Raw genomic sequence first — 20,582 nt, 5'->3', positions numbered from 1 at the left:
GCGCGCACGAGGGTGTGCAAAAGGGCCGGGCGGCAGGCCTTTCGACCTGTCGCCCGGCCCCGTGCCCCGGGTGGACCCGGCTCGCCGATGGAGCGCTGCGGTCAGCGCTCGTCGTCGGAGGCCGTCGAGGGCGTCGTGCCCAGACGACCCGTCTCGTCCTGTATCTCCACAGAGATCTTCTTGAGCTCGGGCTCGAACTTCCGGCCGTGGTGGGCGCAGAAGAGCAGTTCTCCGCCGCTTGCGAGGACAACGCGCAGGTAGGCCTGGGCGCCGCAACGGTCGCAGCGGTCAGCCGCGGTGAGCGGGCTCGCAGGGGTCAGAACAGTAGTCACGTCGCCTCTTCTCTAGCTCGACGAGCTGTCGTACCAGGGTCAACATCCAACCAGGTCGATTTCGTTCCCGCTCGTGGCTTTTCTTCTCTGAGGATTCTGCTTGTTGATGAGGACGTGCCCCGGGGCCCGGCGGTTCATGCGTGCCGATTCCCGTGGCGGCCACCCCTCCTCGAACGCCCGATCGAGGCGATGTCCGAGGTCCGCGTAGCATAATCCTCTGCTGGGTTGGAGCATAAGCCCCGTCCCGAGCACCGGTAGCCTGCATCGCAGCAGCTCCGCCGCCTGTGCCCGGTGCCACGGTCCGCCAGGAACCGTGGTGGCAGGAGGAGATGGCGTCCCGGGGCGTCGGTGCCCGGCCAAGGTCGTGTTCGCGCAGCGCGTACAGGCTGCGACGGGCGCCACACCCCGCCGTCTCGCCCTGTGAGAGCGGGTCGGGGGCAAGGGGGCGCCCGCGCAGACGAGTCAGAGAACTTCATTGAGGAGTGCAACGCCGCATGAGTGCCGAATCAGTGCCGTCCGCCCTGCTGGCCAAAGACGACGGTTCCAACTACACCGCTCGGCACCTGCTCGTCCTCGAGGGCCTGGAGGCCGTCCGCAAGCGGCCGGGCATGTACATCGGGTCCACCGACAGCCGCGGTCTGATGCACTGCCTGTGGGAGATCATCGACAACTCGGTCGACGAGGCCCTCGGCGGCTTCTGCGACCGGATCGAGGTGCTGCTGCACGAGGACGGTTCGGTCGAGGTGCGCGACAACGGCCGCGGCATCCCGGTCGACGTCGAGCCGAAGACCGGCCTGTCCGGCGTCGAGGTCGTCATGACGAAGCTGCACGCCGGCGGCAAGTTCGGCGGCGGTTCCTACGCGGCCTCCGGCGGTCTGCACGGCGTCGGTGCCTCGGTCGTCAACGCGCTCTCCGCCCGCCTGGACGTGGAGGTCGACCGCAGCGGCCACACCCACGCGATCAGCTTCCGCCGCGGCACCCCCGGCCACTTCACCGAGCTCTCCCCGGACGCCCCCTTCGAGGCGGCCGGCGGCCTCACCAAGAAGGGGAGGGCCCCGCGCGGCCGCACCGGCACCCGGATCCGCTACTGGGCCGACCGGCAGATCTTCCTCAAGGACGCCCGGCTCTCCCTGGAGAGCCTGCACGCCCGCGCCCGGCAGACGGCCTTCCTCGTCCCCGGCCTGACGATCGTCGTGCGTGACGAACGGCTTACGGAGAGCGAGGCCGTCGACGAGACGACCTTCCGCTTCGACGGCGGCATCGCCGAGTTCTGCGAGTTCCTCGCCCCCGACAAGCCGATCTGCGACGTGCTGCGGCTGCACGGCGAGGGCAACTTCAAGGAGACCGTGCCCGTCCTGGACGAGCTCGGCCACATGACCCCGACCGAGGTCACCCGCCACCTCGGCGTGGACATCGCGCTGCGCTGGGGCGCCGGCTACGACAGCACGATGCGCTCCTTCGTCAACATCATCGCCACCCCCAAGGGCGGCACCCACGTCACCGGCTTCGAGCGCTCCCTCGCCAAGACCGTCAACGAGGTGCTGCGCAGCGCCAAGCTGCTGCGCGTCGCCGAGGACGACATCTCCAAGGACGACGCCCTGGAGGGCCTCACCGCGGTGGTCACCGTCCGGCTCGCCGAGCCGCAGTTCGAGGGCCAGACCAAGGAGGTGCTCGGCACCTCGGCGGCCAACCGGATCGTCGCCGCCGTGGTCGCCAAGGAGCTGAAGGCCTTCCTCACCTCCGCCAAGAAGGACGAGAAGCTCCAGGCCCGGGCCGTCCTGGAGAAGGTCGTCGCGGCCGCCCGCACCCGGGTCGCCGCCCGGCAGCACAAGGAGGCGCAGCGCCGGAAGACGGCGCTGGAGACCTCCTCGCTGCCGGCGAAGCTCGCCGACTGCCGCAGCGACGACGTGGACCGCAGCGAGCTGTTCATCGTCGAGGGCGACTCGGCGCTCGGCACCGCCAAGCTGGCGCGCAACTCCGAGTTCCAGGCGCTGCTGCCGATCCGCGGCAAGATCCTGAACGTGCAGAAGGCCTCGGTGGCCGACATGCTCAAGAACGCCGAGTGCGCCTCGATCATCCAGGTCATAGGAGCGGGCTCCGGCCGGACCTTCGACATCGACCAGGCCCGCTACGGCCGGGTCATCTTCATGGCCGACGCCGACGTCGACGGCTCGCACATCCGCTGCCTGCTGCTGACGCTCTTCCAGCGGTACATGCGGCCGATGGTCGAGCAGGGCCGGGTGTTCGCCGCGGTGCCGCCGCTGCACCGGATCGAGCTCACCAACCCCAAGCGCGGCCAGGGCAAGTACCACTACACCTACTCGGACGCCGAACTGCGCCGCACCCTGCTGGAGTTCCAGTCCAAGGGGCTGCGCTGGAAGGACCCGGTGCAGCGGTACAAGGGCCTCGGCGAGATGGACGCGGACCAGCTGGCGGAGACCACCATGGACCCGCGCCACCGCATCCTGCGCCGGATCAACCTCGGCGACCTGGAGGCGGCGGAGAAGACCTTCGACCTGCTGATGGGCAACGACGTGGCCCCTCGCAAGGAGTTCATCGTGGACTCCGCGGCGACCCTGGACCGCTCGCGCATCGACGCCTGAGCCGCCACCGGCCCGGACCCGGGTCCGCGCCCCGTCGTGCCGGGGGTTCTCCACCTGCGGGTGGAGAACCCCCGGCACGACGTCCTCGCGGATCTCGTCCCGCGCTCCGAGGTGCGCGGGACGCCCGGTCCGTAGCGTCGGAGAGGTCAGCCGACCTCTCACCGGGAGCCCGTCATGTCGTCCCTCGCCGCCCTCGCCAACGTGCTGGTCGCCCTCGCGGTGGTCGCCCTGGTGGTCACCCGCCAGATGAAGGCGCGCCTGATCGAGACCGGGGGCCGCTTCTGGCCGGTGCCGCTGGTGCTGGCCGTGGTCGCGCTGCGCGACCCGGCGCTGATCGACCGCGACCACCGCGTGGCGGCGGTGGCCGTGCTGGCCGGTTCGCTGCTGACGGTGCTCGCCATGGGGTGCGTCTGGGGGTGGACGGTGCGGCTGTGGCAGGAGGCCGACGGCACGGTCTGGGCGAAGGGCACCCGCGCCACGGTGGCCGCCTGGGTGGGCATGATCGTGCTGAGGATCGGCTGGTACGCCCTCGGCGGCGCACTGCACGTGCACCAGAGCACCGCCGTGCTGCTGCTGTCGCTGGGAGTGCTGCTGCTGGTCCGCGGGGCGGTGCTGAAGCTGCGGGTGGCGCAGACCTTCGACCGGCCCGCCGTCCTCTGACCGTGCGTGAGGAGCCTTGGGTGACCCTGGAGTTCTGGACCGGCTGGCCCGCCGGCAGCGCGTCCCACCGGGAGCCGGCCACCCGGCCCCGGCAGGTGATCACCGCCGGCGGCCGGCTGGTCCTGCTGACCGTGGTGGTGTGGGGCACCTTCTCCACCGGCCGGTTCACCGGTTGGGCGGCCGTCGTCGCGGGCGGCTGGATGGCCGAGTCGGCCGCGTTGCTGGTCGGCTTCCACCTCACCTCCCGGGCCCGCCGGCTGTGGTCCGCGCTGGCCTGCGCGGCGGGCCTGCTGGCGATCGCCGCACTGGCGAAGGACGGCGGCGCGGACACCCTGGCCGGGATCCTCTGGGGCGGCCTCGCCGTCCTCGCGCTGGTCCGCCTGCCGCTGGCCGCCGGTGCGGCGGTCACCGGCGCGGCCCTCGTCTCGTACGCGCTGATGAGCGGAGAGGCGCTGGTCGCGGGTCTGACCACGGCCGGCGGGCTCGGCCTGCTCGGCTACCTGCTGCGGCTGGACGCGGAGGCGCGCGGCACCCAGCGGCGGCTGCTCGAACAGGAGCGGGCGGCCCGCGCGGCCGAGGCGGAGAGCGCCGCGCTCGCCGAGCGGGCCCGGATCGCCCGGGAGATCCACGACGTGCTGGCGCACAGCCTCTCCGCGCAGCTCGTCCACCTGGAGGCGGCCCGGTTGATGCTGGACCGCGGTGCGGAGCGCGAGCAGGTCCGCGAGCGGGTGGTGGCGGCCCGCCGGATGGCACAGGAGGGGCTGGCGGAGACCCGGCAGGCGCTGTCCGCACTGCGCGGCGAACTCACCCCGGTCGGCGACTTCCTGGTCGAGCTGACGGACCGTGAGCGGGCCGCGCTGGCGATCGGGGGCCCGCCGCGGCCGCTGCCCGCCGAGGCCGGCCTGGCGGTGCGCCGGGTGGCGCAGGAGGCGGTCACCAACGCCCGCAAGCACGCGCCGGGCAGCCGGGTCGCGGTGCGGCTCGCCTACCTGCCGGACGCCGTCGAGCTGGAGGTGCGCAACTCCCGCCCGGCGCGCGGCGGCACCCCGCAGGGGCTGGCCGACAGCGGTTCCGGGTACGGTCTGCTGGGGATGCGGGAGCGCGCCGAACTGCTCGGCGGTGAGCTGTCCGCAGGTCCCGAGGACGGAGGTTGGCGGGTGCTGCTGAGGGTGCCGGCGTGAGCGCGGGGCCGGTCACCAGGGTGGTCGTCGCGGACGACCAGACCGTGGTGCGCGAGGGCATCGTGATGCTGTTGGGCCTGCTGCCGGGGATCGAGGTGGTCGGTGCGGCCGCGGACGGCGAGGAGGTGGTGCGCCTGGTCGCCGAACTCGCGCCGGACGTGGTGCTGATGGACCTTCGGATGCCGCGCTGCGACGGCGTCGAGGCGACCCGGCGGATCCGGGCCGGGCACCCCGGCACGGAGGTGGTGGTGCTCACCACGTACGCCGACGACGACTCGCTCTTCCCGGCGCTGCGGGCCGGCGCCCGCGGCTACCTGACGAAGGACGCCGGGGCCGAGGAGATCGCCCGGGCGATCGCGGACGTCCGCTCCGGTGCGGCCGGGCTGTCGCCGCAGGTGCAGCGGCGGCTGCTGGAGAGCCTGTCGGGGCAGCCCCGCGACCCGCGGCCCCCGGAGCCGCAGCAGCTCCCGCAACCGCAGCGGCCGTCGGCGCCGCAGCGGCCGTCGGTGCTGCCCGCGCTGCCGGACGGCCTCACCGCGCGGGAGGCCGAGGTACTGGCGCTGATCGCGGAGGGGCTCTCCAACGCGGAGATCGCGGCCGAGCTGTTCGTCAGCCCGTCCACGGTGAAGACGCACATCAACAACCTCTTCGCGAAGACCGCGGTGCGGGACCGCGCGCAGGCCGTGGCGTACGCCTATCGGCATGGAATTTCCCGGAGTTCGTGAGGGCGGACCCCGCTCATCAGTTTGGGTGAACGTTCCTGCGTCGATTGGCGCAGCGGCGGACGGCGGTCCCATTCTGGTCGGGTCAGCGGCCGGAGGCTTCCGTTCCGGCGCCGTGCCGGACGCCGCGCGCGCGTGCGTCCCCGTCCAGGAGCGTTCGTGGCGCAGCAGCAGAGCTTCGACTGGTGGGCCGACCGGCTGCCGGGCCGGCCCGCCGCCCGGCGGGCCGTGGTCCCGACGCAGGCCGTCCCGCCCGCACCCGCCGCGGGCACCCGTGAGGCGTCCGCCACCGCGGCCCCCGCCCCGGGTGCGGCGGACGCCGCCGAGGTGTACCGGGCGGTCCAGTCCAGCGAGGCCTTCGCCCGGATCCGCCGCGACCACCGGGGCTTCGTCCTCCCGGCGACGGTGCTGTTCCTCGGCTGGTACCTGCTCTACCTGGTCGCCCAGGCCGCCGCACCGGAGGTGATGCGCCGTCAGCTGGCCGGTCCGCTGAACGTCGCCTGGGTGCTCGCCCTCGGCCAGTTCGCCTCGACCTTCCTGCTCACCTGGCGGTACGCCCGTAACGCCCGGACCAAGCGCGACCGGGCCGCCCTGGAGCTGCGCTGGGACACCCAGGACCGGCTCCGGTGAGCGCCCGTACCGTCCTCGCCGCGGGCGCCTGGTCGCCCGGCCGCCACGGGCTGGCCGTCGCACTGTTCGCCGTCGTCGTCCTGGTCACCCTGGGCATCACGCTGTGGGCGGGCCGCCGCGGCCGGGCCGCCGAGGACTTCTACGCCGGCGGCCGCGGCTTCAGTCCGCTGCAGAACGGCCTCGCCCTCTCCGGCGACTACCTGTCCGCCGCCTCCTTCCTCGGCGTCACCGGGCTGATCGCGCTGTACGGCTACGACGGCGTGCTGTACAGCATCGGCTTCCTGGTGGCCTGGCTGCTGGTGCTGATGCTGGTGGCCGAACTCGTCCGCAACGCCGGGCGCTACACGCTGGCCGACGTGCTGGCGGTGCGGATGCGCGCCCGACCCGTCCGGGCCGCCGCGGGCACCGCCGGGCTGGTGGTCTCGCTGCTGTACCTGGTGGCGCAGATGGTCGGCGCGGGCAGCCTGGTGGCGTTGCTGCTCGGCACCGGCGACGGCCCGGCGAAGGCCTGGACGATCGTCGGCGTCGGCGCCCTGATGATCGTCTACGTGACGATCGGCGGGATGCGGGCGACGACCTGGATCCAGATCGTCAAGGCGGTGCTGCTGGTCGCGGGTTCGGTGCTGCTGACCGTCCTGGTGCTGGTCCGCTTCCACGGCGACGTCGCCGAGCTGATGCGGACGGCGGCCGACCGCAGCGGCGCGGGCGGCGCCTACCTGGAGCCCGGCCTGCGTTACGGGGCGAGCCTCACCAGTCGGCTCGACTTCGTCAGCCTGGGCCTCGCCCTGGTGCTCGGCACCGCGGGGCTGCCGCACATCGTCTGCCGGTTCTACACCGTGCCGACGGCGCGGGCCGCCCGGCGCTCCACGATCTGGGCGATCGGCCTGGTCGGCGCCTTCTACCTGATGGCGGTGGTGCTCGGCCTCGGCGCGGCCGCCCTGGTCGGCTCCGCGGAGGTGCGGCGCGCCAACCCGGCGGGGAACACGGCCGTGCCGCTGCTCGCGGCGGAGCTCGGCGGCGGTACCGGCAGCACCCGCGGGGTGCTGCTGTTCGCGCTGATCTCGGCCATCGCGTTCGCCACCATCCTCGCCGTGGTCGCCGGGCTCACCCTGGCCTCGTCGGCGGCCTTCGCGCACGACCTGTACGCCGGGGCGTGGCGGCGCGGCGACGGTCCGCAGGTGACGGAGCGCCAGGAGGTGCTGGCGGCCCGGCTGTCCGCGGTGGCGATCGGCGCGCTGGCGATCGTGCTGAGCCTGTTCGCGCAGCGGCTGAACGTCGCCTTCCTGGTGGGCCTGGCCTTCGCCGTGGCCGCCTCCGCCAACCTGCCGACCCTGCTGTACAGCCTGTTCTGGCGGCGTTTCACCACCCGCGGTGCGGTCTGGGCGGTGTACGGCGGGCTGGTGCCGGCGGTGCTGCTGGTGGTGTTCTCGCCGGTGGTGTCCGGCACGCCCGCGTCCGTCCTGCCGGGCGTGGACTTCCACTTCTTCCCGTTGGAGAACCCGGGCCTGGTGTCGATCCCGCTGGGTTTCCTGGCGGGCTGGATCGGCACGGTGACCGACCGCGAGCCGGCCGACCCGGACCGCTTCGCCGAGATGGAGGTCCGCTCGCTCACCGGCGCCGGGGCGGTCTAGAGCTCCCCCACGGATGCTCCAGGCCTGCCCGCGGCGCCGGTGGCGGTGCGTCAGAGCGTGCAGTTGGTGCTGTGCAGCTCGGGCGCGTCGGCGGGGCCTCCGGTGGCACAGACGATGGTGCGGTAGTCGGTGCGGACGGCCGGGGTGGTCAGCGAGAGCGTCCTGGTGCTGGCGACCAGCGTGGAGCTGGCCACCGTCTCCCAGGGGCGGCCCCAGGCGCGCTGGATCCGCACCTCGACGCGGAGCAGCGTGGGCCGGGTATGGTCCGCGGTGTCGAGGCGGGCCGCGCCCACCACGCCCTCGGTGCTCGGCTGCTGCCAGACGCACGGCCGGGTGATCGACGCGGGGCACGCGGGCTGGGGCGCAGCAGCCGCGGTTCCCGAGGCCAGGGTGCTGATCGTTGCCACAGCAGTGGCCAGACCTGCGATACGTGAAATCATGGCACTGTTCTCCTTTGAATCAGAGCCTTGTCGGGGTTCCTGTGGCGACTATGTCATGTCCGTGACAGAATCGCCACCGTGAGTGCCCGACAAATGACCGAACGTCAGGCGGCTGCCCTGCCAACGGCGTGGGAAACCGCGTACGCCTCGGCCGGCCGGCCCCGGGACAGACCACGAGCGGCGCGGCCGCGCCCCGCCGCCCCTCGCCCTACCGCCCGGCGGCGAGCCCGTACTGGTGCTCCGGCCGGCCCGTGTCGCCGTACCGCAGGCTCAACCGCAGCCGCCCGTCCCGGGCCAGCTGCTTCAGGTACCGCTGCGCCGTCGACCGGGACAGGCCGGTGGCGTCCGCGACCTCCTGGGCGGACAGCGGCTGCCCGGCTCCGCGCAGCGCCCCGAGCACCAGATCGGTGGTCGGGGCGGAGTGGCCCTTCGGCAGCGCGGCCGGCGCGGCGGCGCTCCGCAGGGCCGCGAACATCCTGTCGACCTCGTCCTGGCCGGCCTCCCGGGTGGCCGCGCCGGCCAGGGCGTGGCGCAGCTCGGCGTACCCGGTGAGCTTCTCCCGCAGTCCGGCGAAGGTGAACGGCTTCACCAGGTACTGCAGGGCGCCGTGCTGCATCGCGGCGTGCACGGTGGTCACGTCCCGGGCGGCGGTCACCATCATCACGTCGCAGCCGATGCCGCCCTCGCGCAGCCGCCGCACCAGGGCGAGACCGGTCTCGTCCGGCAGGTGGTGGTCGAGCAGCACCAGGTCGACGGGGGAGCGCTCCAGGCTGGCGAGGGCCTCGGCCGCGCTGTGCGCCCGCCCGGTGACCCGGAAGCCGGGCACCTTGGCGACGTACGCCGCGTGCACCTCGGCGACCCGGAAGTCGTCGTCCACCACCAGTACGTCGATCATGCCGTCTCCACCGGGTGCAGGGCCTCGGGCAGTTCCACCGTGAACCGGGCGCCGCCGCGCGGCCCGGTGCCGACCGCCAGCCGGCCGCCGGACCGCTCCACCACCCGGCCCACCAGCGCCAGGCCCAGGCCGCGCGGCCGGTGCGCCGGGGCGTCCTTGCTCGTCCAGCCCTCCTCGAGGACGAGCGTGCGCAGCTCCTCGGGCACGCCGGGGCCGCTGTCCGCGACCTCGACGAGCAGGGTCGCGCCGACCGGCCGCAGCCGCACGTCCACCGCGCCGGGGCCGGCGCCGACCGCGTCCAGGGCGTTGTCGACCAGGTTGCCGACCACCGTCACCAGCGCCCGCGCGTCGACGGCGGCGTCCGGCAGGTGGCTGTCCGCGGTGACGGCGAGCTCCACGCCCCGTTCGGCGGCGACCGCCGCCTTGCCCGCCAGCAGCGCGCCGACGTGCGGGTCCTGCACCTGCTCGGAGATCCGTGCGGTCAGCGCGGAGTGCGACCCGGACTGCTCGGAGATGAACGCCGCGGCCTGCTCGTGCCGGCCGAGCTCCAGCAGGCCGAGCAGGGTGTGCATCCGGTTGGCGTGCTCGTGGTCCTGAGCCCGCAGCGCCTCGGTGAGGCTCCGCGTGTTGTCCAGCTCGCGCACCAGCGATTCGAGTTCGGTGCGGTCGCGGAGCGTGGTGACGGCGCCGCCGTCGGCGGTGGTCATCCGGTTCACCACCAGCACCCGGTCGTCGCGCACCGCGGGCAGGTCGGTGCCGGTGATCCGCCCGGTCAGCACGTCCGCGAGCCGCCCCGGTGGCAGCAGCGCGTCCACCGTCCGCCCGGCGCAGTCCTCCGGCAGCGCCAGCAGCCGCAGCGCCTCGTCGTTGGCCAGCCGGATCCGGCCCGCCCCGTCGAGGGCCACCATGCCCTCGCGGATGCCGTGCAGCATCGCCTCCCGCTCGACGAGCAGCGCGGCGATGTCGGCGACCGCGATGTTGTGGGTGCGGCGCTTGAGCCGGCGGGCGAGCAGCAGCGTCGCGGCCAGGCCGGCGGCCAGGCCGGCGCCTGCGCACAGCAGGATGCCGTGCGTCATCGACAGCAGCCGGCGGCGGATCGAGCCGTCGCTGATCCCGACCGAGACCTCGCCGACGATCCTCCCGTCCGTGAGTCGCAGCGGTACCTTGCCGCGGGCGGTGCGGCCGAGCGTGCCGTCCTGGATCGCGGTGACCGACTCGCCGCGCAGCGCCGGCTGGGGGTCGGTGGACACCCGCAGTCCGATCCGCGACGGGTCGGTGTGGGACAGCCGGATGCCGTCGGTGTCGGTGATCACCACGAAGCTCGCGCCGGTGGCCAGCCGGATCTGCTCGGCGCCCTGCTGGGCGGTCCGCGAGTCCCGGGCGGCGGCCGCCCGGGCGAGCGCGTCGTCGGCGGCGGTGGCCTGCGCGATCGACAGGGCCCGCTGCATCGCGTCCCGGTCGAGCTCCCGGCTGACCGGCGCGAGGAACAGTCCCGCCGTCACCGCGGTGACACCGACCGTGACCACGGTCTGGCTGAGCAGGAGCTGCGCGAAGACCCGGCGTGGCCAGTGCGGACGCCTCACGGCGGACTCCTTCCGTGCTCGGCGGGGCGGGGTGGACGGTCACCCTACGTTTCGTCCGTGTTTCGTGCCAGCCCCGCCCAGCCGTTGTAGCGGAAGCAAAAGGAGCAGAACAGCCCTCAACGCGGGAAAGCCGCGTTACGCCCGCAAGCCTCCCGCCGCGGCCGGTGCCGCTCGTAGCGTCCCGGAGCACAGCACCGAGCCGGCGACGACGCCGGCCGAGGAGGTAGGTGGTTCACGTGAGCCCGCACAAGGCCGGCGCCGTCCCGGCGATCGAGTTGACCGGGGCGACCAAACGCTTCCGGACGCCGTCCGGCACCCTGCACACCGCCGTCCGGGACCTCGACCTCACCGTCGCCCCCGGCGAGTTCGTCGCCGTCGTCGGCCCCACCGGCTGCGGCAAGTCGACCACCCTGACCCTGGTCAGCGGCCTGGAGGAGCCCACCGAGGGCGAGGTGAAGGTCTACGGCGAGCACGTCGACGGGATCAACCCGAACGTCGGCTTCGTCTTCCAGCAGGACGCCGTCTTCCCGTGGCGGACGGTGCTCTCCAACGTCACCGCCGGCCCCCGGTTCCGCGGTGTCGGTGCCGACGAGGCCCGCGAGAAGGCCCGCGACTGGCTCGCCCGGGTCGGCCTCGCCGCCTTCGAGGACCGCTACCCGCACCAGCTGTCCGGCGGCATGCGCAAGCGCGTCGCGCTGGCCCAGACCTTCGTCAACGACCCGAAGATCCTGCTCATGGACGAGCCGTTCTCCGCGCTCGACGTGCAGACCCGGGCCCTGATGTCCGACCAGCTGCTGGAGCTGTGGGCGGGCACCGGCTCCTCGGTCGTCTTCGTCACCCACGACCTCGACGAGGCGATCGCCCTCGCCGACCGGGTCGTCGTGATGACCGCGGGACCGGCCACCGTCAAGGAGGTCTTCACCGTCGACCTGCCGAGGCCGCGCACCGTCGAGGCCGTCCGCCTGGAGCCCCGCTTCGTCGAGCTGTACCGCGAGATCTGGGCCTCCCTCGGCGAGGAAGTCCGCATCACCCGTGAGAGAGGAGCGGGTCGTGCCGCTTGAGACCGCCCCCGCCGCCGCACCCGCGGCCGCCCCCGCCGCCACCCGCAGCCAGGTCCGCGAACGGGCCGCCCGCAACCGCCGCAACGGCGTGTACGCCGCCCGGGCCGGTGTGCTCGTCGCCTTCCTCGGCCTGTGGGAGGTCTGCGCCCGCACCGGTGCGATCGACCCGTTCAACTTCTCCCAGCCGTCGAAGATCTGGGCGCAGATCTGGCAGTGGATCACCCACGGCACCGCCCAGGGCTCGCTCGGCGAGCAGATCGGCTACACGCTGTACGAGGCGCTCAGCGGCTGGGTGATCGGTGTCGTCACCGGCGTCCTGCTGGGCATCGCGCTCGGCCGGATCCGCTTCCTCGCCGACGTGTTCGGGCCCTACATCAAGGTCCTCAACGCGATCCCGCGGATCGTCCTCGCGCCGATCTTCCTGATCTGGTTCGGCCTCGGCCCGGCGTCCAAGGTCGCCTCCGCCGTCGTCCTGGTGTTCTTCCCGGTGTTCTTCAACGCCTTCCAGGGCGCCCGCGAGGTCGACCGCAACCTGGTCGCCAACGCCCGCATCCTCGGCGCCGACAACCGCAAGGTCACCCTGCAGGTCGTCATCCCCGCCGCCACCACCTGGATCTTCACCAGCCTGCACGTCAGCTTCGGCTTCGCCCTGATCGGCGCGATCGTCGGCGAGTACATCGGCGCCACCAAGGGCCTCGGCCTGATGGTCGCCGCCGCCCAGGGCACCTTCAACGCGGCCGGCGTCTACGCCGCGATGACCATCCTCGCCGTGGTCGCCCTGTTCACCGAGGGCCTGCTCACCTTCGCCGAGAAGCGGCTCTTCCGCTGGAAGCCCGCCGACTCCGGCGACGGCCGCTGAGCCGCGGCCCCACCCCGCAGTTCCCGCAGCACGCCCCGCAGTAGCTCCCCCGCAGAAGACTCCCCCCGCGCACCCAGGAAGGCCCCCACCCATGCGCAGAACCGCCGCCGCCCTCGCCGCCGCCCTCCTCCTGCCGCTGGCCGCCTGCGCCAACGACGCCGCCTCCACCTCGCACAACGGCGCCGCCCCGGCCGGCCCCACCGTCGAGGGCCCCAAGGTCAAGATCATGGTCGGTGGCCTCGACAAGGTCATCTACATGCCCGCCATGCTCACCCAGCGGCTCGGCTACTTCGCCGAGGCCGGCGTCAACGTCGAGCTGATGAGCGAGCCCGCCGGCGTCAACGCCACCACCGCCCTCCTCGCCGGTGACGTCCAGGGCGCCGTCGGCTTCTACGACCACACCATCGACCTGCAGGCCAAGGGCAAGAGCGTCGAGTCCGTCGTCCAGTTCTCGCAGGCCCCCGGCGAGGTCGAGGTCGTCTCCGCCAAGCAGGCCGACGCCATCAAGAGCGGCGCCGACTTCAAGGGCCGCAAGCTCGGCGTCACCAGCATCGGCTCCTCCACCGACTTCCTCACCAAGTACCTCGCCGTCAAGAACGGCATCGACACCAGCCAGTTCAGCCCGATCGCCGTCGGCGCCGGCCAGACCTTCATCGCCGCGATGCAGCAGGGCTCCATCGACGCCGGCATGACCACCGACCCGACCGTCGCCAACATCGTCTCCAAGAACATCGGCACGGTGCTGTACGACATGCGCACCCCCGAGGGCTCCAAGGCCGCCCTCGGCGGCCTCTACCCCTCGTCCTCGCTGTACATGAACACCGCCTGGGTGAACGGCAACAAGGACACCGTGCAGAAGCTCGCCAACGCCTTCGTCAAGACCCTCAAGTGGATGAACACCCACACCCCCGAGGAGATCGCCGCGAAGATGCCCGCCGACTACGCACAGGGCGGCGCCGAGCAGTACGCGGCCGCCATCAAGGCCACCCTGCCGATGTTCACCACCGACGGCGTCATGCCCGCCGACGGCCCGAAGACCGTCCTCGCCGTCCTCGGCGCCTTCCACCCCGACGTCAAGGGCAAGGAGGCGGGCATCGACCTCGCCAAGACCTACACCACCGAGTTCGTCAACAAGGCCACCGGCTGACCCGGCCCCGCGACCTGTGACGGCCCCCCCGCCCTCCCGGACAGCGGGCGAGGGGCCGTCACAGCCGTTCCACCGGCCCCGCGACCATCCGCGACGGCAGCCCCGCCGCCTTCCCGCAGCTCTCCGGACGCGGCGGCTCCGACACCCCCGCCGTCACCGGCACCCGCCAGCCGCGGCCGTCCACGTGCCGCACCTCCACCGACCAGCCGCCGACCACCGCCGCCTGGCGCACCGTCAGCGCCTCCGCCGCCGTCTCACCCACCGCGAGGCGCACCGCATGCTCCGCCGCCTGACCCGGGCGGTCCCAGCACGACCGGCCCCGCGAGAACTCCGGCACCGTGTGCCCCGCCGCCGTCGACGCCAGCACCTCCTTCGCCGCCGCCCCCGACAGCCGCCCGTACGCGTACCCGAACGGCAGCACCAGCATCGTCGGCGAGAACCGGTGACCGCCCAGGTGCGTCACCTCCCACACCTCGCCCAGGCCCGACGCCGCCAGCTCCGCCGCCAACGGACGCCCCAGCAGCGCACAGCACCGGTCCCGGCGGCCGTTCGTGCAGACCAGCGCGAGGGGACCGCCGTCGTGCTCCACCCCCAGACCGCCGTGCACCCCCGCACCCAGCGCCGCGAAGTCCAGGCCCAGCAGCTCCGCCGGATCCGCCACCGACCAGCGCCGCACCCACGACCGGCCCGGCACCGTGTGCGCCACGACCACCCGGTGCCGGTCCCGGAGCCGGGCGTCCGCATGACGGCCGGGAGAACGAACCAGCGCCACCCGCACCCCCGAACCCGCCGCGGCCGCCTCCAGCGCCGCCCCCACCGCGGTCTCCAGATGGCTCTCCACCAGCGCCTTCGCCCCCCACGGCCCGGCCTGCTCCAACAGCAGCCAGGTCGAGGCCGTCGCCGCGGTCGCGGCCAACGGCTCGGACAGTTCCAGCGACAACGTCGCACAGGTGCTCACCCAGGCAAGCCTACCCTCGCCACCCCCGGCAGCCCCGGCGTCGAAGCACCGCCCCGGGCACCCCGCCGACCGCACCGACCCCCGCCGCAACGCCGACGGGGGCGCCGCCGAAGCAGCGCCCCCGCCCACGCGGAACCGGCCCTACAGCCGGCTGCCGACCGCCGCGACCTGCGCGGACACCGGCGAACCCGAACCGTCCCGGCGCGGATCCCGCTCCGGCAGCACCACCGGCGAACCGTTCGCCGCAGCCGCCAACGCCGGCACCGCACCCGCCCACGCGAACGCCAACACGTCCTCACCCCGCAGGAACCGCTGGCAACGGACACCGCCCGTCGCCCGGCCCTTGCGCGGATACACCTCGAACGGCGTCACCTTCCACGTCGTGTGCTCACCGCCCGACAGCGTCCCCGACGCCGCCGCCACCGACAGCACCACCGCGTCCGCACCCGGATCCACCGCCGTGAACGACAGCACCCGGGCCCCCTCCGACAGCTTGATGCCCGCCATGCCGCCGGCCGGACGACCCTGCGGCCGCACCTGACCCGCCGGGTACCGCAGCAACTGCGCGTCCGAGGCGATGAAGACCAGGTCCTCCTCGCCCGTCGCCAGCTCCACCGCACCGACGACCTCGTCACCCTCCTTGAGGGCGATCACCTCGAACTCGTCCTTGTTCGACGGCCACTCCGGCACCACCCGCTTCACCACGCCCTGCACCGTGCCCAGCGCCAGACCAGGCGAGGACTCGTCCAGGGTCGTCAGCGCCAGCGCCCGCTCCCCGGCCTCCAGCCGCAGGAACTCCGACACCGCCGCACCACCGGCCAGCGACGCCGCAGCCCCCGGCGGCAACTGCGGCAGGTCGATCACCGGCAGCCGCAGCACCCGGCCCGCCGTGGTCACCACACCCACGTCCGCCCGCGCCGTCGCAGCCACCGCCGACACGACCACGTCGTGCTTCGCCCGCTGCTCCGACACCTCCACCGACTCGCCGTCCGCCGTCCGCGCCAGCAGACCCGTCGACGACAGCATCACCCGGCACGGATCGTCCGCCACCTCCAGCGGCACCGACAGCGCCGCACTCGGCACCGCCCCCGCCTCCAGCAGCACCGTCCGGCGCGGCGAACCGAACTGCTTCGCCACCGCACCCAGCTCCGACGACACCACGCTGCGCAGCCGCGCGTCCGACTCCAGGATCTCCGTCAGCTCCGCGATCTCCGCCGTCAGCTTCCGCTGCTCGTCCTCCAGCTCCACCCGGTCGAAGCGGGTCAGCCGCCGCAGCGGAGTGTCCAGGATGTACGCCGTCTGCACCTCCGACAGCGAGAAGCGCTCGACCAGCCGCTCCTTCGCCTGCGCCGCGTTGTCGCTCGACCGGATCAGCGCGATCACCTCGTCGATGTCGACCAGCGCCACCAGCAGGCCCTCGACCAGGTGCAGCCGCTCCTGGCGCTTGCGCCGCCGGAAGTCACTGCGTCGCCGGACCACCTCGAAGCGGTGGTCGACGTAGACCTCCAGCAGCTCCTTCAGACCCAGCGTCAGAGGCTGCCCGTCCACCAGCGCCACGTTGTTGATGCCGAAGGTCTCCTCCATCGGCGTCAACTTGAACAGCTGCTCCAGCAGCGCCTCCGGCACGAAGCCGTTCTTCACCTCGATCACCAGGCGCAGACCGTTCTCGCGGTCCGTCAGGTCCTTGACGTCCGCGATGCCCTGCAGCTTCTTCGCGTTGACCAGGTCCTTGATCTTCGCGATCACCTTCTCCGGCCCGACGCTGTACGGCAGCTCGGTGACCACGATCCCCTTGCGGCGCGCCGTCACGCTCTCGATCGACGTCGTCGCCCGGATCTTGAACGTCCCCCGGCCGTTCGCGTACGCGTCCCGGATCCCCGACAGACCCACGATCCGGCCGCCCGTCGGCAGGTCCGGACCCGGCACGAACCGCATCAGCGTGTCCAGGTCCGCGTTCGGGTGCTTGATCAGGTGCCGGGCCGCCGCCACCACCTCGGCCAGGTTGTGCGGCGGCATGTTCGTCGCCATGCCCACCGCGATGCCCGAAGCGCCGTTCACCAGCAGGTTCGGGAACGCCGACGGCAGGACCTGCGGCTCCTGCTCACTGCCGTCGTAGTTCGGACCGAAGTCGACCGTCTCCTCGTGGATCGACTCCACCATCGACATCGACGCCGCCGTCAGCCGCGACTCCGTGTACCGCATCGCCGCCGGCGGGTCGTCGTTGCCCAGCGAACCGAAGTTCCCGTGCCCGTCGATCAACGGCAGCCGCATCGAGAACGGCTGCGCCATCCGCACCACCGAGTCGTAGATCGACGCATCGCCGTGCGGATGCAGCCGACCCATCACCTCGCCCACCAGGCGCGCGCACTTCACGTGCCCGCGCTCCGGCCGCAGACCCATCTCGTTCGCCTGGTACAGGATCCGCCGGTGCACCGGCTTCAGACCGTCCCGCGCGTCGGGCAGCGCCCGCGAGTAGATCACCGAATACGCGTACTCCAGGAACGAGCCCTGCATCTCGTCCACCACGTCGACATCGAGAATCCGCTCCTCGAAGTCACCGGGCGGCGGGGTGGGCGAACTGCGGCGGGCCATCGCGGCGGGGCTCCTTGCGTGTCGGGCTTGCGTCTGTCGAACGGCGGCCGTCCACCGGCCGCCGCGTCGAACCCTACGGGGGCACGGCGCCCCCCATTGTGGACCCTCCCACCCACAGCCACGCCCACCCCCGCCGACCCGGGCCCCGCAGCGCCCGCCCCCGCACCCGGGCCGCCCACCGGCGCGACCGCCCCCCGCCGCGTCCGCCCCTGGCGAACGCCGCCCCTGCGCGGACACATCCCGGGCCCCCGCGCGTTGCACCACAATGGGGACACGCACACAGCCCCCGACCTGCACAACCACCAGGGAAGGACCCACAGCGCATGGCCCAGCCGGCCCCCGCCTCCCACCGAGGCCTCGCCATCACCGAACACCGCCTGGCCAACGGCCTGCGCGTGGTGCTCTCCGAGGACCACCTCACCCCGGTCACCGCCGTCTGCCTCTGGTACGACGTCGGCTCCCGCCACGAGGTCAAGGGCCGCACCGGCCTCGCCCACCTCTTCGAACACCTGATGTTCCAGGGCAGCCGCAACGTCTCCAACAACGGCCACTTCGAACTGGTCCAGGGCGCCGGCGGCTCCCTCAACGGCACCACCAGCTTCGAACGCACCAACTACTTCGAGACCATGCCCGCCCACCAGCTCGAACTCGCCCTCTGGCTCGAGGCCGACCGGATGGGCTCCCTGCTCGACGCCCTCGACGACACCTCCATGGAGAACCAGCGCGACGTCGTCAAGAACGAACGCCGCCAGCGCTACGACAACGTCCCCTACGGCACCGCCTTCGAGAAGCTCACCGCCCTCAGCTTCCCCGACGGCCACCCCTACCACCACACCCCCATCGGCTCCATGGCCGACCTCGACGCCGCCACCCTCGAGGACGCCCGCGCCTTCTTCCGCACCTACTACGCCCCCAACAACGCCGTCCTCTCCATCGTCGGCGACCTCGACCCCGAGCAGACCGTCGCCTGGGTCGAGAAGTACTTCGGCAGCATCCCCGCCCACGACGGCAAGCAGCCCCCGCGCGACGGCACCCTCCCCGACACCATCGGCCGCGAACTGCGCGAACTCGTCGAGGAGGACGTCCCCAGCCGCGCCCTCATGGCCGCCTACCGCCTCCCCCACGACGGCACCCGCGAGGCCGACGCCGCCGACCTCGCCCTCACCATCCTCGGCTCCGGCGAATCCAGCCGCCTCTACAACCGGCTCGTCCGCCGCGACCGCACCGCCGTCACCGCCGGCTTCGGCCTGCTGCGCCTCGCCGGCGCCCCCAGCCTCGGCTGGCTCGACGTCAAGACCAGCGGCGACGCCACCCTCGACGCCGTCGGCACCGCCGTCGACGAGGAACTCGCCCGCTTCGCCGCCGAGGGCCCCACCCCCGAGGAACTCGAGCGCGCCCAGGCCCAGATCGAACGCGAATGGCTCGACCGGCTCACCACCGTCGCCGGCCGCGCCGACGAACTCTGCCGCTACGCCGTCCTCTTCGGCGACCCCAAGCTCCTCAACGAGGCCCTCCCCAAGGTCCTCGACATCACCGCCGAAGAAGTCCGCGCCGTCGCCGCCGCCCGCCTCCACCCCGAGAACCGGGCCGTCCTCGCCTACGAGCCCACCACCACCGGCCCCGACGCCGACGACACCACCGAGCAGGAGACGGCCGCGTGACCAGCCAGATGACCTTCCACCCGCAGCCCACCGCCGGCACCCCCAGCCCCTGGGCCTTCCCGGCACCCCAGCGGCTCACCCTCGGCAACGGCATCACCGTCCTGCACTGCCACCGCCCCGGCCAGCAGCTCGTCGCCGTCGACCTCGTCGTCGACGCCCCCCTCGCCGCCGAACCCACCGGCCTCGACGGCGTCGCCAACATCCTCGCGCGGGCCCTCAACGAGGGCACCGAGCACCACACCGCCGAGGAGTTCGCCGCCGAACTCGAGCGCGCCGGCGCCACCCTCGACGCCCACGCCGACCACCCCGCGATCCGCGTCAGCCTCGAAGTCCCCGCCTCCCGCCTGGAGCGCGGCCTCACCCTCCTCGCCGACGCCCTGCGCGCGCCCGCCCTCCCCGAGGACGAGATCGAACGACTCGTCGCCAACCGGCTCGACGAGATCACCCACGAACTCGCCAACCCCGCCCGGCGCGCCGCCAAGGCCCTCTACGCCGCCCTCTTCGACGCCACCGACCGGCTCTCCCGCCCCCGCAGCGGCACCGCCGACACCGTGCGCACCATCGACCGCGCCGCCGTCCACGCCTTCTACCGGGCCCACGTCCGCCCCGGCACCACCACCGCCGTCGTCGTCGGCGACCTCACGGGAACGGACCTCCCCGCCCTCCTCGACAGCACCCTCGGCACCTGGACGGCCGACCCCGCCGAGCCCTCCGTCCACGCCCCGGTCACCGCCGACGACAAGGGCCGCGTGATCATCGTCGACCGGCCCGGCTCCGTCCAGACCCAGCTCCTCATCGGCCGCATCGGCCCCGACCGCCACGACCCCACCTGGGCCGCCCAGATCCTCGGCACCTACTGCCTCGGCGGCACCCTCACCTCCCGCCTCGACCGCGTCCTGCGCGAGGAGAAGGGCTACACCTACGGCGTCCGCGCCTTCGCCCAGCCGCTGCGCTCCGCCGCCGACGGCTCCGGCCGCGCGCTGCTCGCCATCAGCGGATCCGTCGACACCGCGTCCACCGCGCCGGCCCTCGCCGACACCTGGACGATCCTGCGCACCCTCGCCGCCGAGGGCCTCACCGACGCCGAGCGCGACGAGGCCGTGCAGTTCCTCGTCGGCGTCGCCCCGCTGAAGTACGAGACGGCCGGCTCGGTCGCCGGCACCCTCGCCGACCAGGTCGAGCAGTACCTGCCCGACGACTACCAGGCCGAGGTCTACCGGCAGCTCGCCGAGCTCGGCACCGAGGCCGCCACCGAGGCCGTCGTCGCCGCCTTCCCGCCGGACCGCCTGGTCACCGTGCTGGTCGGCGACGCCTCCGTCATCGGCGACGCCGTCCGCGACCTCGGCATCGGCGAGGTCACCGTCGTCGCCAACTGACGTGCGGCACCCCGGGCCCGGCGGAGCGTCAGCTCCGCCGGGCCCGCGCGTTTATTGCATTGCACCGGGGCCCGGCCGCGTGGGTAGATGGTCCCCGCAGCCGCACCCCGCGGCCGCAGCACACAGCGCGAGAGGAGGCGGTCACCATGCGGGTCGAGCGCGACTACCGATGCTCCCCACGACCGTCCTCCCGGCGCACCGCCGCCTGAGCGCGGCCCCACAGCCTTCCCCGAGCCGCACCGGGACTCATC

Annotated in this window: 17 protein-coding genes; 11 read left to right on the top strand and 6 right to left on the bottom strand. The window is 73.2% G+C overall.

Going from position 1 to position 20,582, the window contains the following annotated elements:
* Window positions 1–101: 101 nt before the first annotated feature.
* Window positions 102–332, bottom strand: coding sequence for a hypothetical protein (locus tag AB0442_RS13825; protein ID WP_363542307.1), 231 nt, complete (start codon window positions 330–332; stop codon window positions 102–104).
* Window positions 333–826: 494 nt separating this feature from the next.
* On the opposite strand from AB0442_RS13825, the gene AB0442_RS13820 reads away from it, so the two are divergent.
* From AB0442_RS13820 to AB0442_RS13795, 6 genes are all read left to right on the top strand, one after another.
* Window positions 827–2,935 (top strand): DNA topoisomerase IV subunit B, encoded by a 2,109-nt coding sequence (locus tag AB0442_RS13820; RefSeq protein WP_366162800.1) that lies wholly within the window; start codon window positions 827–829, stop codon window positions 2,933–2,935.
* A gap of 174 nt (window positions 2,936–3,109) precedes the next feature.
* Window positions 3,110–3,595, top strand: a complete 486-nt coding sequence (locus AB0442_RS13815) for a DUF1453 domain-containing protein (protein WP_366162799.1) — start codon at window positions 3,110–3,112, stop codon at window positions 3,593–3,595.
* A gap of 20 nt (window positions 3,596–3,615) precedes the next feature.
* A complete protein-coding gene (locus AB0442_RS13810) occupies window positions 3,616–4,776 on the top strand; it encodes a histidine kinase (RefSeq protein WP_366162798.1) in 1,161 nt (386 codons plus the stop codon).
* On the top strand, window positions 4,773–5,501 hold the full coding sequence (locus AB0442_RS13805) for a response regulator transcription factor (RefSeq protein WP_366162796.1): 729 nt from the start codon (window positions 4,773–4,775) through the stop codon (window positions 5,499–5,501). The genes AB0442_RS13810 and AB0442_RS13805 overlap by 4 nt, the downstream gene beginning before the upstream one ends.
* 156 nt (window positions 5,502–5,657) lie before the next feature.
* Window positions 5,658–6,128, top strand: coding sequence for a DUF485 domain-containing protein (locus AB0442_RS13800; protein ID WP_366162794.1), 471 nt, complete (start codon window positions 5,658–5,660; stop codon window positions 6,126–6,128).
* The gene (locus tag AB0442_RS13795; protein ID WP_366162792.1) at window positions 6,125–7,759 is read left to right on the top strand and encodes a cation acetate symporter; all 1,635 of its coding nucleotides are present in this window, start codon (window positions 6,125–6,127) and stop codon (window positions 7,757–7,759) included. Before AB0442_RS13800 ends, AB0442_RS13795 begins: the two co-directional genes overlap by 4 nt.
* Before the next feature lie 50 nt (window positions 7,760–7,809).
* Here AB0442_RS13795 and AB0442_RS13790 read toward each other — a convergent pair whose 3' ends face one another.
* The 3 genes from AB0442_RS13790 to AB0442_RS13780 form a co-directional block, all read right to left on the bottom strand.
* On the bottom strand, window positions 7,810–8,199 hold the full coding sequence (locus AB0442_RS13790; RefSeq protein WP_366162791.1) for a hypothetical protein: 390 nt from the start codon (window positions 8,197–8,199) through the stop codon (window positions 7,810–7,812).
* A gap of 208 nt (window positions 8,200–8,407) precedes the next feature.
* Complete coding sequence (locus tag AB0442_RS13785; RefSeq protein ID WP_366162789.1) at window positions 8,408–9,094, bottom strand: response regulator; 687 nt, start codon at window positions 9,092–9,094, stop codon at window positions 8,408–8,410.
* Window positions 9,091–10,677, bottom strand: coding sequence for a sensor histidine kinase (locus tag AB0442_RS13780; protein ID WP_366162788.1), 1,587 nt, complete (start codon window positions 10,675–10,677; stop codon window positions 9,091–9,093). Before AB0442_RS13780 ends, AB0442_RS13785 begins: the two co-directional genes overlap by 4 nt.
* 236 nt (window positions 10,678–10,913) lie before the next feature.
* Between AB0442_RS13780 and AB0442_RS13775 the strand changes: the two genes are divergently transcribed.
* The 3 genes from AB0442_RS13775 (at window position 10,914) to AB0442_RS13765 (ending at window position 13,744) form a co-directional block, all read left to right on the top strand.
* Window positions 10,914–11,738 carry an ABC transporter ATP-binding protein gene (locus tag AB0442_RS13775; protein ID WP_263103386.1) on the top strand — a complete coding sequence of 275 codons (825 nt, stop codon included), beginning with the start codon at window positions 10,914–10,916 and terminating at the stop codon, window positions 11,736–11,738.
* A complete protein-coding gene (locus tag AB0442_RS13770; RefSeq protein ID WP_366162786.1) occupies window positions 11,728–12,597 on the top strand; it encodes an ABC transporter permease in 870 nt (289 codons plus the stop codon). Before AB0442_RS13775 ends, AB0442_RS13770 begins: the two co-directional genes overlap by 11 nt.
* A gap of 91 nt (window positions 12,598–12,688) precedes the next feature.
* Window positions 12,689–13,744: an ABC transporter substrate-binding protein gene (locus AB0442_RS13765; protein ID WP_366162784.1), complete on the top strand. Its 1,056-nt coding sequence runs from the start codon at window positions 12,689–12,691 to the stop codon at window positions 13,742–13,744.
* Between the two features lie 58 nt (window positions 13,745–13,802).
* Here AB0442_RS13765 and AB0442_RS13760 read toward each other — a convergent pair whose 3' ends face one another.
* Both AB0442_RS13760 and AB0442_RS13755 read right to left on the bottom strand, forming a co-directional pair.
* Window positions 13,803–14,702: a sucrase ferredoxin gene (locus tag AB0442_RS13760; protein WP_366162783.1), complete on the bottom strand. Its 900-nt coding sequence runs from the start codon at window positions 14,700–14,702 to the stop codon at window positions 13,803–13,805.
* A 141-nt stretch (window positions 14,703–14,843) separates the two neighbouring features.
* Window positions 14,844–17,294 carry a DNA topoisomerase IV subunit A gene (locus AB0442_RS13755; RefSeq protein WP_366162781.1) on the bottom strand — a complete coding sequence of 817 codons (2,451 nt, stop codon included), beginning with the start codon at window positions 17,292–17,294 and terminating at the stop codon, window positions 14,844–14,846.
* Between the two features lie 323 nt (window positions 17,295–17,617).
* Here AB0442_RS13755 and AB0442_RS13750 point away from each other — a divergent pair, with 323 nt between their 5' ends.
* Window positions 17,618–18,955, top strand: a complete 1,338-nt coding sequence (locus AB0442_RS13750; RefSeq protein WP_363542292.1) for a pitrilysin family protein — start codon at window positions 17,618–17,620, stop codon at window positions 18,953–18,955.
* The gene (locus AB0442_RS13745; RefSeq protein WP_366162779.1) at window positions 18,952–20,331 is read left to right on the top strand and encodes a pitrilysin family protein; all 1,380 of its coding nucleotides are present in this window, start codon (window positions 18,952–18,954) and stop codon (window positions 20,329–20,331) included. The genes AB0442_RS13750 and AB0442_RS13745 overlap by 4 nt, the downstream gene beginning before the upstream one ends.
* Window positions 20,332–20,582 lie beyond the last annotated feature (251 nt).

Source organism: Kitasatospora sp. NPDC085895 (assembly GCF_040702125.1).
GTDB lineage: Bacteria > Actinomycetota > Actinomycetes > Streptomycetales > Streptomycetaceae > Kitasatospora > Kitasatospora arboriphila.
Note: the sequence above shows the minus strand (reverse complement) of the source record. Positions and strands in the feature narration are given on the sequence as shown.

Bases quoted from the DNA above. Each gene is read 5' to 3' on its own strand.
- AB0442_RS13820 (WP_366162800.1), top strand. From the start codon at position 827: ATGAGTGCCGAATCAGTGCCGTCCGCCCTGCTGGCCAAAGACGACGGT.
- AB0442_RS13815 (WP_366162799.1), top strand. From the start codon at position 3,110: ATGTCGTCCCTCGCCGCCCTCGCCAACGTGCTGGTCGCCCTCGCGGTG.
- AB0442_RS13790 (WP_366162791.1), bottom strand. From the start codon at position 8,199: ATGATTTCACGTATCGCAGGTCTGGCCACTGCTGTGGCAACGATCAGC.
- AB0442_RS13785 (WP_366162789.1), bottom strand. From the start codon at position 9,094: ATGATCGACGTACTGGTGGTGGACGACGACTTCCGGGTCGCCGAGGTG.
- AB0442_RS13765 (WP_366162784.1), top strand. From the start codon at position 12,689: ATGCGCAGAACCGCCGCCGCCCTCGCCGCCGCCCTCCTCCTGCCGCTG.
- AB0442_RS13755 (WP_366162781.1), bottom strand. From the start codon at position 17,294: ATGGCCCGCCGCAGTTCGCCCACCCCGCCGCCCGGTGACTTCGAGGAG.
- AB0442_RS13750 (WP_363542292.1), top strand. From the start codon at position 17,618: ATGGCCCAGCCGGCCCCCGCCTCCCACCGAGGCCTCGCCATCACCGAA.